This window comes from Rhodococcus sp. P1Y (assembly GCF_003641205.1).
Lineage (GTDB): Bacteria > Actinomycetota > Actinomycetes > Mycobacteriales > Mycobacteriaceae > Rhodococcoides.
The window spans coordinates 594,551-609,643 of the sequence record NZ_CP032762.1; the positions used below are offsets into that span (position 1 = coordinate 594,551).

The window sequence follows — 15,093 nt, forward strand, 5'->3', positions numbered from 1 at the left end:
ACGTTGCGCCCTACTCCCCTGACATACAATCCAACACGCGCACGACCGCGGAGGAATGTATGTCAACGTCCACGTCGACACCCGAGAAGACCGAGCCCGGTGACGAACACCGTTCCCTCGACCGGCTGATCCGAATGTTCGCGCGTTTCGTCAGCACGGGCTACGTCGTCTACTTCATATTGCTGCTTCCGGAGCTCCGGCGGACCGCTTATCTGACGTCGACCTGGTGGGTATGGTTCTGCGTCGTCGCGGTATTCGGCTCCGGAGTGCTGTTCGGGATCGTCTCGTTCTCCAAGCAGATCTCGCTCATTCGTTTTGCCGGCAGCCTCGCTGCATCGACGTATCTCGTTGCCGCGCTGACCTGGTGGATCGCATGGGACGGTGCACTGTTCGACGTAGGCGGCAACTACCTGAGCGCATTCCCGGGGCTGGCCACGTTGGCGGCCGCGTCGGTGTGGCCCCCGGTCCCCGTGTTCGCCCACCTGGTCACCGTGCTAATTTCGGTTCAGACCAGCAATTACGTTCTGCGCGAACCGTTCATGAACAACGACCTGGTGGCCGACATCCTGTTCGGCATCATGTTCTGCACGATCTTCGTCGCCGCAACTCTTGCCGCGCTGAGAACCGCCCGTGTTCTCGACGCCACCATCGTTCGAACCCAGGCCGACGCCGCCAGTTCGGCTGCGGCAGGGGCGAGAGCGGTGGAACGGGAGCGGTTCGACGCCTTGATCCACGACGGTGTCATGTCCTCGTTGCTGTCGGTGACCAGGCAGGGTCGATCGCCCAGCGTCGTCAGGCAAGCAAGCCTGACCCTCCGGCAACTCGACTCGCTCCGCGCGCACTCCTCCCCCGATGCCGTCGATGCCGAGGAGGCCGCAGCTCAGTTGCGAGCCGCCGCAACCGATATCGACGACACCATCACCGTTCGGTTCGCCGAGGCCGGCCCGCCTCCAGACAACTGCGAGCCCTACCCCGCCGATGCCGTGCGTGCGGTCGGCGGTGCGCTCGCAGAAGCGTTGCGTAACAGCATCCGTCACGCAGGCGAGGCCGAACGGTCGATAGTGGTGACGATGCGGCCCGGCCTACTCGAGGTCGGCGTCATCGATGACGGTGTCGGTTTCGACCCCGATTCGATCCCTCCGCACCGGCTCGGCGTCGCTGTGAGTATTCGCGGGCGTCTCCGTCAGATACCCGGCGGCTCCTCGTCCATCGACTCCGCGCCCGGACGCGGCACAACCGTGCGCCTCACCTGGCGCGCTACCGAGGTCCCTCTGGCAGCTGTTGCGCCATGACCCAGATTCAGGACGTTCGAGATCTCATCGGAATGCGCTCACGTGCCGCGTATTCGGTGGTCGCACTGTATGCAGTGACGTGCCTTGTGTCTGCCCTGGCGACCATGGAGGGAATGACGAGCGTCTGGCCTCCGCTCGGATCGGTCGCGGTGTGTGTCGGCGGTGCGTTGATTCTCCTCGCCTCGCCCGGAGATCCATTGCCGCTCAGGCCATCTCTTGCGCTGATCCTAGTCGGACCCGTGAGTTGCGGGCTCGTCTACTCTGTCATGCCGGTCCCGGCATCGAGCAGTCTTCAAACCTGGCCGCTCGGCGCCTCGGTCGCGATCTACACGTTCATGTGTGTCCGCGGGCGAACCTTGTTCGCCTGGGTCGGGCTGACGCTGACCATCGGATCGTCACTGTTCTGGGCGGTCGTGACCGGCCAAGGAATCGCCTACGGGTTATCCTTCAGCGGTATCAACGTCGCGCCTCTGCTCATGGCGACGTTCTTCGCCTTCACGATCAGGCCGCTCGGTCGCTCGATTTTCGAACTGCGCATCCAGTCGACCTTGCGGATCTCGTCGGCCGCAGCTGCGTCCGCGGTTCTCGAGGAGCGCGACGCCCAACTGGAGCGACTCGACGAACAGGCACGCCCGCTTCTCGGTCGGATCGTCGACGGGCCGGACCTCAACGCCGACGAACTACTGGCGTGCGAGCTACTCGAAGCCGATCTGCGAGACTCGTTGCGCGCCCGTGGTTTGGCGGGATCGCAGCTCAGCCAGGCCGCACGATCGGCCCGTAGCCGCGGGGTTCAGGTGGTCATGCTCGACGACCGAGGCGAGGTACCACTCGATGCCCCCATTCTCACCGAGCTGACAGCCTCGGCTGCCGCACAGCTCGATTCGATCGACTCCGGAACGGTCACTGTCCGCATGCTGCCGCCCGGCCGCTCGACTCTCGCAACCATTCTGCACAACGACTCCGACGACACGCATCGGTTCGAATACGGCCCGGACGGCACAATCGTCGAGCACTCACAGGTGTGATCCAGTCCACTTTGCACCCTCCATCGGGCCGACGTCATGCCCGTCCGGTTATGGTGCAATGCGAATCACAGCGGTCAGCGTTGATCGGGTTCGGTAGATCGCCCGCACCGCCCTAATCGAGGAGATGTGCACGTGGAGATTTCGGGAACAGCAGCTTTGGTCACGGGAGGGGCGTCCGGCCTCGGTGCCGCGACAGCCAAGCGCCTGGCGGATGCCGGGGTGACAGTCTTCGGACTCGACCTCGCACAATCGATCGAACGTGCAGGCGACAGCGTTCCCGACGGCGTCACCTTGATCCCAGCGGACGTCACGAGCGAGGACGAGGTCGAGGCCGCACTCGACAAGATCACCGAATCAGGCGTTCCGCTACGCATCGTCGTCAACTGCGCAGGCGTCGGATGGGCAGGCCGCATTCTGTCCAAGAAGGGCCCGCACGATCTCGAGCTCTTCCGGACGGTCATCACCATCAACCTGCTCGGCACCTTCAACGTCATGCGTCTGGCCGCCAACCGCATCCAGTCGCTGTCGACGGTCGACGACGCCGGCCAGCGCGGCGTCATCATCAACACTGCATCGGTCGCGGCGTTCGAGGGCCAGATCGGACAGATCGCCTACACCGCGTCGAAGGGTGGCGTACACGCCATGACCATCACCGCTGCCCGCGACCTCGCTCAGGTGGGCATCCGCGTCAACACCATCGCACCCGGAATCGTCGACACGCCGATGCTCGCCGGTGTCACCGAGGAGTACCGACAGGGCCTCGAGGCCAGCGTCCCATTCCCCTCCCGACTCGCTCAGCCCGCCGAGTACGCACAGCTCGTCCAGATGATCGCCGAGCACGACTACCTCAACGGCGAGACCATCCGCATGGACGGCGCAATCCGGATGGCGCCGCGGTAATTGGCTTTCGTTTGCGGCCGCCCCATCGCTTGAATGGTCCATTCATACGAGCAGATAGCTAGTAAGTGACATTCAAGCGATGGGCGGTCCGGCGCCTAATCGCTTGAATGGTCCATTCATACGAGCAGATAGCTAGTAGGTGACATTCAAGCGATGGGCGGCTCAGCCGACGCGCAGTGAGGCCATCGTCGGGATGTCGATTTCTGCGCGGTCGGACATCCATTCACGCAGCACTTTGGTCGCCTGGACGTCGTCCTCGTTGTAGACCAGAAGACGTTGGCGCTGAGACAGATCCGGCTGGGCGTCGTAGCCGACCGCGTCGCGGTACCACCCCATCGACGCCTCCCCGCCTGCTTCGTCGTCACGCCAATGGAAGCCGGCGACGGGTGCGATCTTCTTCAGGCCCTTGCCGTTCGGGCAGATGAACTGGTCGCTCACGGCCTGGTAGATGTCCACCCACTGCTCGCTGTCGATGAACTCGCGTATCTCGGCTTCGGTAGGAACCCCCGGGACGTCGCCGAACCGTCGGGCTGAATCGAGTAGCCACTTGTCCTCCGCCTGACGCGAATAGCAGTACGCTGCGAACGTTTTCCCGCGGGCGGCGGCGTCAGCTCGCGTGTCCATGAGCCAGCCCCAGAACTCGGCGAACGATCGCCCCTCGTCGACGGTAGGCAGTGGGTCCCACGTGACGAATCCGCGGTACTTCGCCGGTGGTCCGCCCGCTTCGGTCAGCAACGTTCCCCACAGGTACGCGCCGTGCTCCTGGTAGCTCTCCATGTCGACGTCGACCTCGACGTCGGCTCGGTGCACGGAGATATTCTCCGTCCTGCGGAGCAAGGGAACATCCGCCCGCCATGCCGTCGCCGCGGCTACCGCGTCGTCGAAGCTGCCGAACGGCCAGTCTTCCGGCTCCGGGCCCGACCATTCTGCGAGCTCGTCGATGGTGAACACGCCGCTACGACGGAGGACCTCCGCCCGCATGCCCGACGCCACCAGCGAGACGTCACGATTGGCGGCGAGCTGCGGCTGACAGTCGGTCCACCATGAGCACGACCGACATTCGCTGACCTGGGACGGCACGGTGTAACTCTCACCGCGCGCGATGGCCAGACGGTCGGCGAAGCGCGAGTCGTACTCGGAAAAAACAGCTTTCAGGTCGTGCACCAGAATGCAGTCCCCCCGGTATCCGATGGCACCACCGACGACGGTCTCGGACGCGAGGCCCTCGAATTGGAGCATCCGATACAGGTGCGCAAGCCTCAGCTGGTCACGCAGCTGACTGCGCACCTTGCGGGACTCGTCGACTGCAGGTGACCAAGCACCGAAAGGCGTCGTCACTGCCCCTCGACCTGGATCGGTGACCTTGTGGTTGACCACGATGATCGGGATGTACCCGCTTCCCGCCGGATCGAGCATCAGCATTTCGCTTCGTCCGCGACGCCCTGTGCCTCGTTCGGCGGGGAGCACGGCGTTCCATATCCACGGTGCACCCCGACGGCATGCCGCCAGGGTTCGCTCCGAGGCAGTCCTGGCGTCGGGAGCGTCGATCTCGACCCATCCGGCCAGGTCACCGGCGAACATCTCGCGGATGTTCTCGCGGTGCGCCTGTGCGCCTTCGCGACGCTGCCGGACACCAGGATTCTCGGGTTCCCGGCGTTGCAAAGACGAATAGGCGGTATCCAGATACAGCCGATGCCTGCAGCGCGTCAGGGATCCGGCGTCGATGAGTACCGACGTCTCTCTCCCCGAGGACACTGGCGCCGCGACGGGCTGGCTGTTCACGCCCCCGAGCCTAGATCGCTCTACCGACACACCCGATGCGACCCACCGCCTCGAACCGATAGGCTGAACACCGAATGCAGCGCGAACGCCGCGCCGATGCCGTGTGAAGTTGACGTAAGGGGCCTTGTCGATGGGGTTGTTCCGTAAGCGCAAAGGACGTGCCACTCGGAAGGCCGAGGCCAAGGCACTCAAGCACAAGGCGACGCTGGAGGCGAAGCTCGGTGCGAAGAACGAGCGCAAGCAGCTGAAGTCCATCGCGAAAGCCCAGAACAAGCTGAGCTCGGTCGAGGCGAAGTCGCAGAAGAACGTCGAGAAGGCACAGGTCGCGGCCCTCAGAGCTCAGCAGAAGGCTGCGCTGCAGGGGTCGTTCAACGCCGCATCGGTGCGCAAGTACATATCCATCGCCCGGGTGCTCATTCCGGTGCTCACTCCCATCGTCTACCGCGGTGCCGCCGTAGTGCGTGGCAAGCTCGACGAGCGCAAGGCGGGCAGGTTGGGCGTCAATCCAGCCGAGCTCGGCGAGTACAGCGGGTACGGCGCCAAGCTGAGCGCCAGAATCGCGGCCTCCGAGAAGTCGCTTGCACAGGTTGCCTCCGCGAAGTCGGACGGCGAAACCGGCAAGTTCGCCGACGCCATCTCGCAGCGACTCACCGACCTCGGCACCGCAGTCCGCACTTCTGAGCAGATGCCTCCTGCACGCAGGAAAGCTGCCCACAACGCCATCTCCGCAGAGCTCGACGGCATCGAAGCCGATCTTCTGGCGCGACTCGGCGTCCGTTAACCCCCCCACACCTGATGACGCCTCCCGCCGCCTCGATTCGCGGCGGAGCCGTCGGTGTACTGACGGTTGCGCTCGCTGTCGCAGCCCACGGGATGGCCGACGGTGGGTACCCGTCGGGGTCGGCGGCGGTGCTGCTTCTGATCGTCGGCCTGGGCGTCGGCGCGATCGTCGCAATACCGAGTCCCCGATCCCGCGTCCGCGGCGCGTTCGCCGGACTTGCGCTCGGCCAGATTGCGTCGCACGTTGCTCTTGCGGTCGGGGTATCGCACGAGATGGCGCACGCGCACTCCCTCCTGCCCAGCCCGGGCATGCTCGGCTTCCACCTCGCGGCTTCGGCGGTCACCGCAGCGTTGCTGTGTGCGGCCGAGAGCCTGTACGGGCCGCTGACCTCCATCGTCCGTGCAGTTCTGGACCCCCCGCTTCCTCTTCCCCAGCGCGTAGGCGCGCTGATCGCAACCGGCGACCACGACGGCGCCTCGTTCCATCTTCTGTCGAACTCGATCTCGAGACGTGGCCCTCCCCTGTCGGTATGACTCCGACAATTAACTGCCACAGTACTTTTCGAGAAAGAACCCAGTAGACATGAATACCTTCCTTCGCCGCGCCTCCGTCCTCGCAGGTGTCACGTCACTCGCACTTGCCGTCGGTGCAGGCGCTGCGTCCGCGCACGTCGTCGTCTCCGCACCCGGCGCCGAACAGGGCGGCTACACCGTCCTGACCTTTCGAGTCCCCACCGAATCCGACACAGCCGCAACAACGTCGGTGAAGGTCGAGCTCCCAGGCCTCAACTCGGCACGCACCCAGCCGCTTCCGGGATGGACATCGGTCGTCGACAAGAACGCCGAAGGCCTCGCGACGGCAGTGACATGGACCGCTGGGCCGGGCGCCGAGGTGCTTCCCGGCCAGTTCCAGCAGTTCTTGCTTTCGGCTGGACCCCTTCCCGAGGAAGAGTCCGTCAGCTTCCCGGCGACCCAGACCTACAACGACGGTGAGATCGTCGAATGGAACGAGGAGCCTGCCGCCGACGGAAGTGAGCCCGAAAAGCCGGCTCCCACATTGGAGCTCGCCGCCGCCACCGAAGAGTCCGACGCTCACGGCGCCACTGCCGCGACCACCGAGGCATCCGGCCAGTCCGAATCCTCCGAGTCCGACACCACTGCGCGCTGGATCGCCGGCGTCGCACTGGTTCTCGGCGCGATCGGCGCTGCGCTCGGCATCGGTGCGACCGTTCGGAGCCGCCGTTCATGAGAAAGTTCATCGTCGCAGCGATAGCAGTGACTGCGCTGCTCGTCGGAGCACCGACAGCGTCGGCGCACTCGGTGGTCACCGGATCCAACCCGGCCGACGGAGCCGAGGTGGCGACCGGCCCCGCACAGGTGTCCATCTCCTTCAACGAGGTTCCACAATCGAAGTTCGCCACGCTGAACGTGGTCGGGCCCGACGGCAACCTGTGGTCGAAAGGCGACCCGCGGATCGAAGGCCAGAGTGTCGTGGTCGACGTCGGTGAGCTCGGTCCTGCAGGGGACTACACCATTGCGTACCGTGTCACCTCGGCCGACGGCCATCCCATCAGCGGCACACTGGGGTTCACGCTGACCGAGGAGGGCTCGGGGACACCGGGTGCCGCGGCCGATTCCTCTGCAACCGAGGATTCCGAGGGTGGCGGCGGACTGCCGGTATGGCCGTTCCTCGTCTTCGGCGTTCTCGTGTTCGGTGGGGTCCTGGCCTTCTCGCTTCGCAAGCCCAAGGGCGCGTAACCGAACATGTTCCGTCGGTGGTGGACTGTCACTGCCGTCGCGACGGGCATTGTCGGGGTGGGCATTGCGTGGTTGCTTGCGCGTCCTGATGGGCCGGACCCGTCAGCGCTTCTCCGAGTAATCGCCGACTGCCTCGGTGCTACGGCACTCGGGCTCGGTCTGCTTCGTACCGGCTTGTTTCCGGTACGAAGCAGACCGCCCATCTGGCGTGTCACGGCTGTCGTCGCGGGTGGGTGGACAGCCGTCGAGGCCGCGTTGATCGTCATGTCGGCGGTCGAATCGCTCGGCGGCGGCATCGGGAATCTGACGGTGTCCACGTTCGGCGCATATCTCACGGACATCACCGTCGGGCAGCTCGGTCTGGTGACCGTGATGTGCACGGCAACTGCGTGTGTGTACGCGCTCTGGGCGTTTCGTACGGGAACCGACACGTCGTCGATTCCCGTTGTCGCTCTTGCTGTCGTGGCGCTCGTCGCGCGCCCGGTCACCGGGCACATGTCTCAGCAGGTGTTCGGTGCGTTGATAGTTTCGGCCCACTCCGTGGCCGCCGCGGTCTGGCTCGGTGTGCTCGCCGCGATGGCACTGACGTTGCGCGCCAAAGGTGCATGGGCGTCGATGCTGCCGGTGTACTCGCGGCTCGCTTGGTGGTCGGTGTGGATTCTCGCGGTCACGGGGGCCGTGAACGCAGCCGTCAAGCTGGGCGGACTCGGAGCTCTGGTCGACACCGGATACGGGCGGATCGTGCTCGCGAAAACCGTGCTGCTGGTGATTCTGGTGTTGCTCGCACGACGACTACGGGCCACCTGGCTCGTCTCGGTCGCAGCCCACCGGACCAAGGCCGACGAGTCGACCGTGCGTGCAGCGGTGCATGTGTGCATCCTCACGCTGGCGTTCGGACTCGCTGCGGCGCTGGCCACGACGGCGTGAGGCACGGCGTTCACCACTGAGTAACCGGACGTTGTCCGAGTTGTCCGAAGAACGACGCCTCCGTGAGCGACGATCGCGCTTCCTTCGCTCGTCAGGAGACACCTTGAACACCGCGCGCCGACTCCTCGTGGCCTCAGTCGCATCCATTGCCATGACCGCAGGTCTGTCTGCATGCTCTGAACCTGCCGAACCGGAGGCATCGTCGTCCGGCGGTGACGGCACTCTCACCGTCTACACCTCCGAGCCGCAGGCCAAGATCGACGCACTCAATGCCGAATTCACGGCGGCCAACCCTGGCATCGAAGTCCAGGTCTACCGTGCCGGTACCGGAGACCTCAACGCTCGCATCGCATCCGAGCGCGAAACCGGCAAGATCGGCGCCGACGTGCTCCTCGCCGCCGATGCGCCGACCTTCGAAGGCTACAAGGACGAAAACCTGCTGGTTCAGTACACGCCTACAGATGTCGAGGCGCTGAACGCCGACATAGTCGACCCCGACGGGTATTACGTCGGCACTCGAATCATCCCGACGGTCATCGCCTACAACACCGGCGCGGTCACCGAACCGCCTACGTCGTGGCAGGATCTCGCCGACCCGAAGTACAAGGGGCAGATCACTCTTCCCAACCCGGACGTGTCGGGCGCCGCGGCATACAACACGGCCGTGTGGCTCGGTGAAGAGTCGCTGGGTCAGCCCTGGCTCGAAGGACTCGCTGCCAACGAACCCGTCGTCGCCGAAAGCAACGGCCCCGTCGGGCAATCCGTCGCCGCAGGCACCCAGCCCATCGGCATCGTGGTGGACTATCTGGTCCGCGAACTGGCCGAGAAGGGTTCACCCATCGCCCTGGAATACCCCACCGACGGCGTTCCGTACATCTCGCAGCCCGCAGGCATCTTCGCCGACGGCGCCAACCAGGAAGCCGCGAAGAAATACGTCGACTTCCTCGTCAGCAAGCGTGGCCAAGAAGTTGCCGTCGAACAGCAGTACCTTCCAGTCCGCGACGACGTCGGAACGCCGGAAGGCGCACCGGCACTCGCTGATCTGAACCTACTGAACCCGGACCTGGCGCAGATCACCGCATCCCAGCCCGAGGCCGTGAAGAGGTTCAACGAGCTTGTCGGCTGATGTGAGGCGCTTCGCGCATGTGAACGAAAGTACATAGCCCACTATGTATTGTCGTTCACATGGGGTGACCAGCCTCTCCCTGACCCGGGCCGCTCTGTGGCTCGTCGTCACCGCAATGATCCTTGTCCCGATCGCAGCCGTTGTCTCGATCGGGCTGGGTGGCAATCACGTTGCCGAGCTTCTCGACGCCGGAATCGTCGACGCGGCAATCAACAGTCTCGTCTCGGCGGGGTTGTCGGCGTTGTTCGCGGTGGTAATTGCCGTCGCGATGGCGCTGATTCTGGATCGAACGGATCTGCCAGGTCGCTCGGTCCTTCGGCTGGTTCTCCTGAGCCCGTTGCTGATTCCGCCCTTTGTCGGTGCGATCGCATGGACCGGATTGCTCGGCCCCAGTGGGACGATCAACAAGTTCTGGGCGTCACATTTCTCAGGTCCGCTGTGGAACATCTACGGCGGCGACGGCGTCGTATTTCTACTGACGGTCCATTCGTATCCGCTCGCCTACCTCATCATCGCTGCCGCGCTGCGGCGCATCCCCAGCGATCTGGAGGAAGCAGCCCGGATATCCGGCGCACGTCCGATGCGTGCACTGACCGACGTCACCCTTCCACTGTTGCGGACGGCAGCCGTCGCGTCGTTCACGCTGGTCGCGGTGTCGAACCTCGCCGATTTCGGTATACCTGCGCTCGTGGGACTTCCCGACCGTTACGTGACGCTGTCGACGATGATCTATCGCTTCATTCAATCCGGCACGGTGGCAAAGCCTCTCGAAGTGGTATCAGCCATCGGCATCGTCCTGCTCCTGCTCGCCGTCGTGGCAGTGGCGCTGGACCGCCTGCTCGGACGACGCGGTGCCGCCGTCGACGGTCCGTCCACGCCAGCTCAGCGTCTCGCGTTGGGGCGCAATCGCATTCCGGCTGGCGCAGTCGTGTGGATGCTGGCACTTGCGGTGACCGCGCTGCCAATTCTGTCGCTGGCGTCACAGGCGCTCCTGCCCGCACCCGGCGTTCCGTTCACGTGGGCAAATCTGACCATGGACAGTATCGTCGGCGCCGTTACCGCACCCGGAACCGTTGTCGGAATTCGGAATTCGATATTTCTCGCAGTGGGAGCCGCAGTGATCTGCGGCGTGGTCGGCCTTGCTCTCGGAGTCGTGGTCACCCGAACCAGATCCCGCGACAACGTCGGCCTCGACCTCGTCGCCATGCTTCCGCAAGCCATACCGGGCCTGGTCATCGCAGTCGGCTGGTTGATCGTGGGCCGCTACACGGGATTGTTCGATACGCGGTGGGTCATCCTGTGTGCCTACGTCATGGCGTTCTTGGCGATCGTGGTGCAGGCGGTACGGGCACCCCTTCAAGCGACGCCACCTGCGCTCGAAGAAGTTGCGCGCTCGTCGGGAGCCTCACCGATGCGCGCGCTGTACGACGTGTCGTGGAAGCTGGCCATCCCAGCGGCAGTGACAGGCGGCGTACTGGTGGCCCTGACGGCAGTGCGCGAGCTGACCATGTCGGTGTTGCTCGTGGCACCAGGAACTCAGACCCTCGGTGTGTCGATTTTCAACTTGCAGCAGGCCGGCGACTACAACGCAGCCGCAGCGCTGTCTCTGCTCGTCGCACTCGCCGGAATCGCGGGACTCGGTCTCGTCGCGGGTGTCACCGATCGAAAGAAGACTTCCTGATGTCCACTATCTCGCTCGACGCCGTAGACCTGGAGTATCCAGGCGGTTCTGTCGGTCTGGCAGCGATAGACCTGCACATCGACGACGGCGAGTTCCTTGCGCTCGTCGGACCGTCGGGTTCGGGCAAGACCACGCTCCTACGCACCGTCGCAGGGTTTTTGGAGCCCACTTCTGGCACGGTCACCATCGGCGGCGACGTCGTTGCGGGACGCGGCGCTTCGGTTGCCCCCGAGCACCGCGGTCTCGGAATGGTCTTCCAGCAACACGCGCTGTGGCCGCACCGCACCGTCGGGAAGAACGTCGCCTATCCGTTGGAGCTCGCCGGAATGTCTCGCTCCGATCGCAAGAAGCGCGTCGCCGACGTCCTGGAACTCGTCGGACTTCCCGGCTTGGAATCTCGCAATCCGGCGACGCTGTCGGGCGGCCAACGTCAGCGGGTGGCGCTCGCCCGAGCCTTGGTGCGGTCGCCACGAGCTCTGTTACTCGACGAAGCACTCGCGGCGCTGGACGAGCCCTTGCGCGACCGACTCAGGCTCGAACTCCGCTCCCTGACGCGTGCCGCAGAACTCACCGTCGTCCATGTCACTCACGATCGTTCCGAGGCACTTGCGTTGGCCGACCGAGTAGCGGTGCTCGACGGCGGCCGGATCGCCCAGATCGGAACGCCGGAGGAGCTGGTGACGAGGCCTGCGTCGGCGTTCGTCGCAAGTTTTCTCTCCGACGCCAACGTCATCTCCGGTGTCATCGACGGCGGCCGATTCCATGCCGACGATCATCCCCTCGAACTGACAGTGGATGTCATCGAGAACGCGCGTGATGGTCGGGGCTCCTTGGCCGTGCTGCCTGCCGACCTCTCGTTGAGCTCGGGCTTCCCCCATGACTGCGGGGCCGGTGTCGTGACGTCGTCACTGTTCGGGCGCGAGACCAGCGATGTGGTCGTCCTGTCGCACGGTCGGTCGTTCCGTTGCTCGGTGCGCGGGCCGAGGCCGTCCGTCGGTGACGAAGTCACCATCACCGTCGAGCGCGGGCTGTTCGACCCGGCGTAAACAGGGCTGAGCTGGGGAACCTCGTCCAGGGTCCTTAGTGTGACTCACGAGATAGGTAAAATAGTTGTTTACCTCATCTATTTATCTATATGGTTGCGGACAGCAAGTAATTGACCCAACCGTTGGAGCACTCATGGCAGTAAGAACAACCACCGCGGAGGCGTTGGTCGAAGAGGTTTTCCTCTTCGGACGCGCGCTCAAGCGGGCCGTGACCACCGGAGATGAGGCGTCACCGCTGCCGCAGGCACTGACCGGAGTACTGGCCATCCTCGCGACCGAAGGTGAATGCAGACAGACCGACCTCGCCAACAGGCTCTGCGTCAGCCAGTCCGCCCTCAGCCGGCAGATCGCAGACCTGGTGGATCTCGGATACATCGACCGAACCCCCGATCCCGACGACAAGCGCGCATCCCGAGTTCGTGTCTCGTCCGAAGGCGGGGAAAAGCTCAAGGTCATCTGGGACCTTCGCGCGAATCGACTGCGCGAAATGTTGAGCGAGTGGAGCGAGACGGAGGCGCTTTCCGCCCTCGATTCGATCCAAAAGCTCAACAACACATTCAACGAAGACGCGCAGGACACAGCGCACTTGAAACTGATTGCGAGATAAGACAGATGTCAACCACCGAAGCTCCGCCCAATATTCAACAGGCCGATCCCGACGCCATGTCCCATCGGCAGATCCTCGAAGCCCTCACCGGTTTGCTCGCCGCGCTGTTCACCGCGCTGCTGAGCACCACGATCGTCTCGACGGCACTGCCCACCATCATCGGCGACCTTCAAGGTTCCCAGACGGCCTACGCCTGGGTCATCACCACAGCCCTGCTGGCCAACGCCGCATCGACGCCCATCTGGGGCAAGCTCGCCGACCTCTTCAACAAGAAGGTCCTCGTTCAGAGTGCGATCGTCATCTTCGTCATCGGTTCGCTGATCGCAGGCTTCGCCCACAACGTGCCGCTGCTGCTCGGCGCCCGCGTCATCCAGGGCATCGGCATGGGCGGCTTGACGGCACTCGTCATCGCGATCATCGGCACGATCGTTTCCCCACGTGATCGTGGTCGTTACTCCGGCTACACCGGCGCTGTCATGGCGGTCTCGATGTCCGGTGGTCCGATCCTCGGCGGCGTCATCGTCGACAGCCCCCTCGGCTGGCGCTGGTGCTTCTTCGTCTGTGTGCCGCTGGCTGTCGTCGCCCTCGCACTACTGCAGAAGACGCTCCACATCAAGACCGAACGCAAGGACAACGTCTCCATCGACTGGCTCGGTGCACTGCTGCTCACCGCAGGCGTTTCCGTTCTGCTCGTGTGGGTTTCGTTCGCCGGCAAGGCCGACTACTACGCATGGATCTCGCGTGAAACGGCGTACCTCGTCGGCGGCGGACTTCTACTGCTCGTCCTGACGGTCATCGTCGAGGCACGTCACAAGTCCCCGATCATCCCACTGAAGATCGTCACCGAGCGCACCACCGGACTCGCCATCATCGCGTCCATCGCCGTCGGCGTCGGCCTGTTCGGAGCCACCACCTTCCTCGGTCAGTACTTCCAGACCGCACGCGGCTACTCGCCCACCGAGGCCGGATTGCTCTCCATCCCACTGGTGTTCGGCATGCTCGTCGCATCGGTCGGATCCGGTCAGCTCATCACCAAGTTCGGAAAGTGGAAGCCGTTCATCGTTTCAGGATCGGTTCTGCTGGTCATCGGATTCCTGCTCCTCGGAACCATCGACCACGCAACCAGCCTGTGGACCGTCGGCATCTTCATCACCATCGTCGGCCTCGGAACCGGCATGCTGATGCAGAACCTCGTTCTCGCAGTGCAGAACACGGTGAGCGTGCACAACATCGGCGCAGCGTCGTCGACCGTCGCGTTCTTCCGTACTTTCGGTGGCGCAATCGGCGTCTCGGTTCTCGGATCGCTTCTGGCAACCCGAGTCGCAGAGAAGTCTGCTGCAGGCCTCGCCGAACTGGGCGTCGACAGTGCAGGAAGCGGAGGCGGATCACTCGATCTCACCTCACTGCCCGCACCGATTCTCGCGGTCATTCGTACGGCTTACGGAGACGCAACGGGACGCATCTTCCTCATCGCAGGATTCGTCGCCATCGTCACGCTCATCGCGGTCGTCCTCATCCCGAACCGTCCGCTGCGCAAGACGATCGACTTCGCACAGGCACCTGCCGAGGGTGAAGAGACCATCGAGATCCCGTCGTTCGGGAACACTCGCGAGTACCTGGCGGCCGAGGTCGACGAAGACGTGCGTTCCGAGGACACCATCGTCGGCAGGCACGAAGCACCGGCAGGTTCGGCGCCCTTCGAGGGACTCAGCACCGACGCACGTGATCGACTGCTGAACCTGCTCCTCCCGGAGCCGAAGGACACGCTCCAAGCGCTCGACGAAGCGGAAGCCATTCGCGCCGAGGTTGTTGCGCTCCAGCAGGAACTCGACGCCAAGATGCTCGACTTCGACGCCGTCTGCGAGCGACTCCGTCGCCTCGGACTCAGCGAAGACCAAATCGCCCGAGTACTCGGTGACGCACACGTTCCCGATCCTCATCAGCACTACGTCAATTCCGGACTGAACGGCCACAGCGTCAACTAGTCCACCGAAACGAGAAGGCCCGCACACCAGGTGGTGTGCGGGCCTTCTTGTTGGTCCGGGGCCAGGTCAACCGGGGTGCCGGGGTCCGGGTGGGTGACCGAATGTCTGTTCCGGTCACTCAGAGTGAGCGAATGTCTGTTCCGGTCACTCAGAGTGAGCGAATGTCCCATTCGGTCACCCGAGC

Annotated in this window: 14 protein-coding genes; 13 read left to right on the top strand and 1 reads right to left on the bottom strand. The window is 64.3% G+C overall.

Going from position 1 to position 15,093, the window contains the following annotated elements:
* Window positions 1–59: 59 nt before the first annotated feature.
* From D8W71_RS02805 to D8W71_RS02815, 3 genes are all read left to right on the top strand, one after another.
* Window positions 60–1,292, top strand: coding sequence for a sensor histidine kinase (locus tag D8W71_RS02805; RefSeq protein ID WP_121110819.1), 1,233 nt, complete (start codon window positions 60–62; stop codon window positions 1,290–1,292).
* Window positions 1,289–2,317, top strand: coding sequence for a hypothetical protein (locus D8W71_RS02810; RefSeq protein ID WP_121110821.1), 1,029 nt, complete (start codon window positions 1,289–1,291; stop codon window positions 2,315–2,317). Before D8W71_RS02805 ends, D8W71_RS02810 begins: the two co-directional genes overlap by 4 nt.
* 132 nt (window positions 2,318–2,449) lie before the next feature.
* On the top strand, window positions 2,450–3,217 hold the full coding sequence (locus tag D8W71_RS02815) for an SDR family NAD(P)-dependent oxidoreductase (RefSeq protein ID WP_121110823.1): 768 nt from the start codon (window positions 2,450–2,452) through the stop codon (window positions 3,215–3,217).
* A 162-nt stretch (window positions 3,218–3,379) separates the two neighbouring features.
* Here the strand turns inward: D8W71_RS02815 and D8W71_RS02820 are convergent, their stop codons facing one another.
* Window positions 3,380–4,999, bottom strand: coding sequence for a TM0106 family RecB-like putative nuclease (locus D8W71_RS02820; protein WP_121110825.1), 1,620 nt, complete (start codon window positions 4,997–4,999; stop codon window positions 3,380–3,382).
* 130 nt (window positions 5,000–5,129) lie between these two features.
* Here D8W71_RS02820 and D8W71_RS02825 point away from each other — a divergent pair, with 130 nt between their 5' ends.
* From D8W71_RS02825 to D8W71_RS02870, 10 genes are all read left to right on the top strand, one after another.
* Window positions 5,130–5,780: a DUF6474 family protein gene (locus tag D8W71_RS02825; RefSeq protein WP_121110827.1), complete on the top strand. Its 651-nt coding sequence runs from the start codon at window positions 5,130–5,132 to the stop codon at window positions 5,778–5,780.
* Window positions 5,781–5,794: 14 nt separating this feature from the next.
* Complete coding sequence (locus D8W71_RS02830; RefSeq protein ID WP_121110829.1) at window positions 5,795–6,313, top strand: hypothetical protein; 519 nt, start codon at window positions 5,795–5,797, stop codon at window positions 6,311–6,313.
* Window positions 6,314–6,362: 49 nt separating this feature from the next.
* Complete coding sequence (locus D8W71_RS02835; RefSeq protein ID WP_121110831.1) at window positions 6,363–7,028, top strand: YcnI family protein; 666 nt, start codon at window positions 6,363–6,365, stop codon at window positions 7,026–7,028.
* Window positions 7,025–7,537 carry a copper resistance CopC family protein gene (locus D8W71_RS02840; protein WP_121110833.1) on the top strand — a complete coding sequence of 171 codons (513 nt, stop codon included), beginning with the start codon at window positions 7,025–7,027 and terminating at the stop codon, window positions 7,535–7,537. Before D8W71_RS02835 ends, D8W71_RS02840 begins: the two co-directional genes overlap by 4 nt.
* 6 nt (window positions 7,538–7,543) lie before the next feature.
* On the top strand, window positions 7,544–8,464 hold the full coding sequence (locus tag D8W71_RS02845) for a CopD family protein (RefSeq protein ID WP_121110835.1): 921 nt from the start codon (window positions 7,544–7,546) through the stop codon (window positions 8,462–8,464).
* Between the two features lie 151 nt (window positions 8,465–8,615).
* Window positions 8,616–9,590 (top strand): ABC transporter substrate-binding protein, encoded by a 975-nt coding sequence (locus D8W71_RS02850; protein WP_121118455.1) that lies wholly within the window; start codon window positions 8,616–8,618, stop codon window positions 9,588–9,590.
* Between the two features lie 43 nt (window positions 9,591–9,633).
* Window positions 9,634–11,271, top strand: coding sequence for an ABC transporter permease (locus tag D8W71_RS02855; RefSeq protein WP_121110837.1), 1,638 nt, complete (start codon window positions 9,634–9,636; stop codon window positions 11,269–11,271).
* Entirely contained in the window at window positions 11,271–12,317 is a 1,047-nt protein-coding gene (locus D8W71_RS02860; protein WP_121110839.1) for an ABC transporter ATP-binding protein, read from the top strand. Before D8W71_RS02855 ends, D8W71_RS02860 begins: the two co-directional genes overlap by 1 nt.
* A gap of 133 nt (window positions 12,318–12,450) precedes the next feature.
* A complete protein-coding gene (locus D8W71_RS02865) occupies window positions 12,451–12,924 on the top strand; it encodes a MarR family winged helix-turn-helix transcriptional regulator (protein WP_121110841.1) in 474 nt (157 codons plus the stop codon).
* Window positions 12,925–12,929: 5 nt separating this feature from the next.
* Window positions 12,930–14,909 carry an MDR family MFS transporter gene (locus tag D8W71_RS02870; protein WP_121110843.1) on the top strand — a complete coding sequence of 660 codons (1,980 nt, stop codon included), beginning with the start codon at window positions 12,930–12,932 and terminating at the stop codon, window positions 14,907–14,909.
* Window positions 14,910–15,093: the final 184 nt, after the last annotated feature.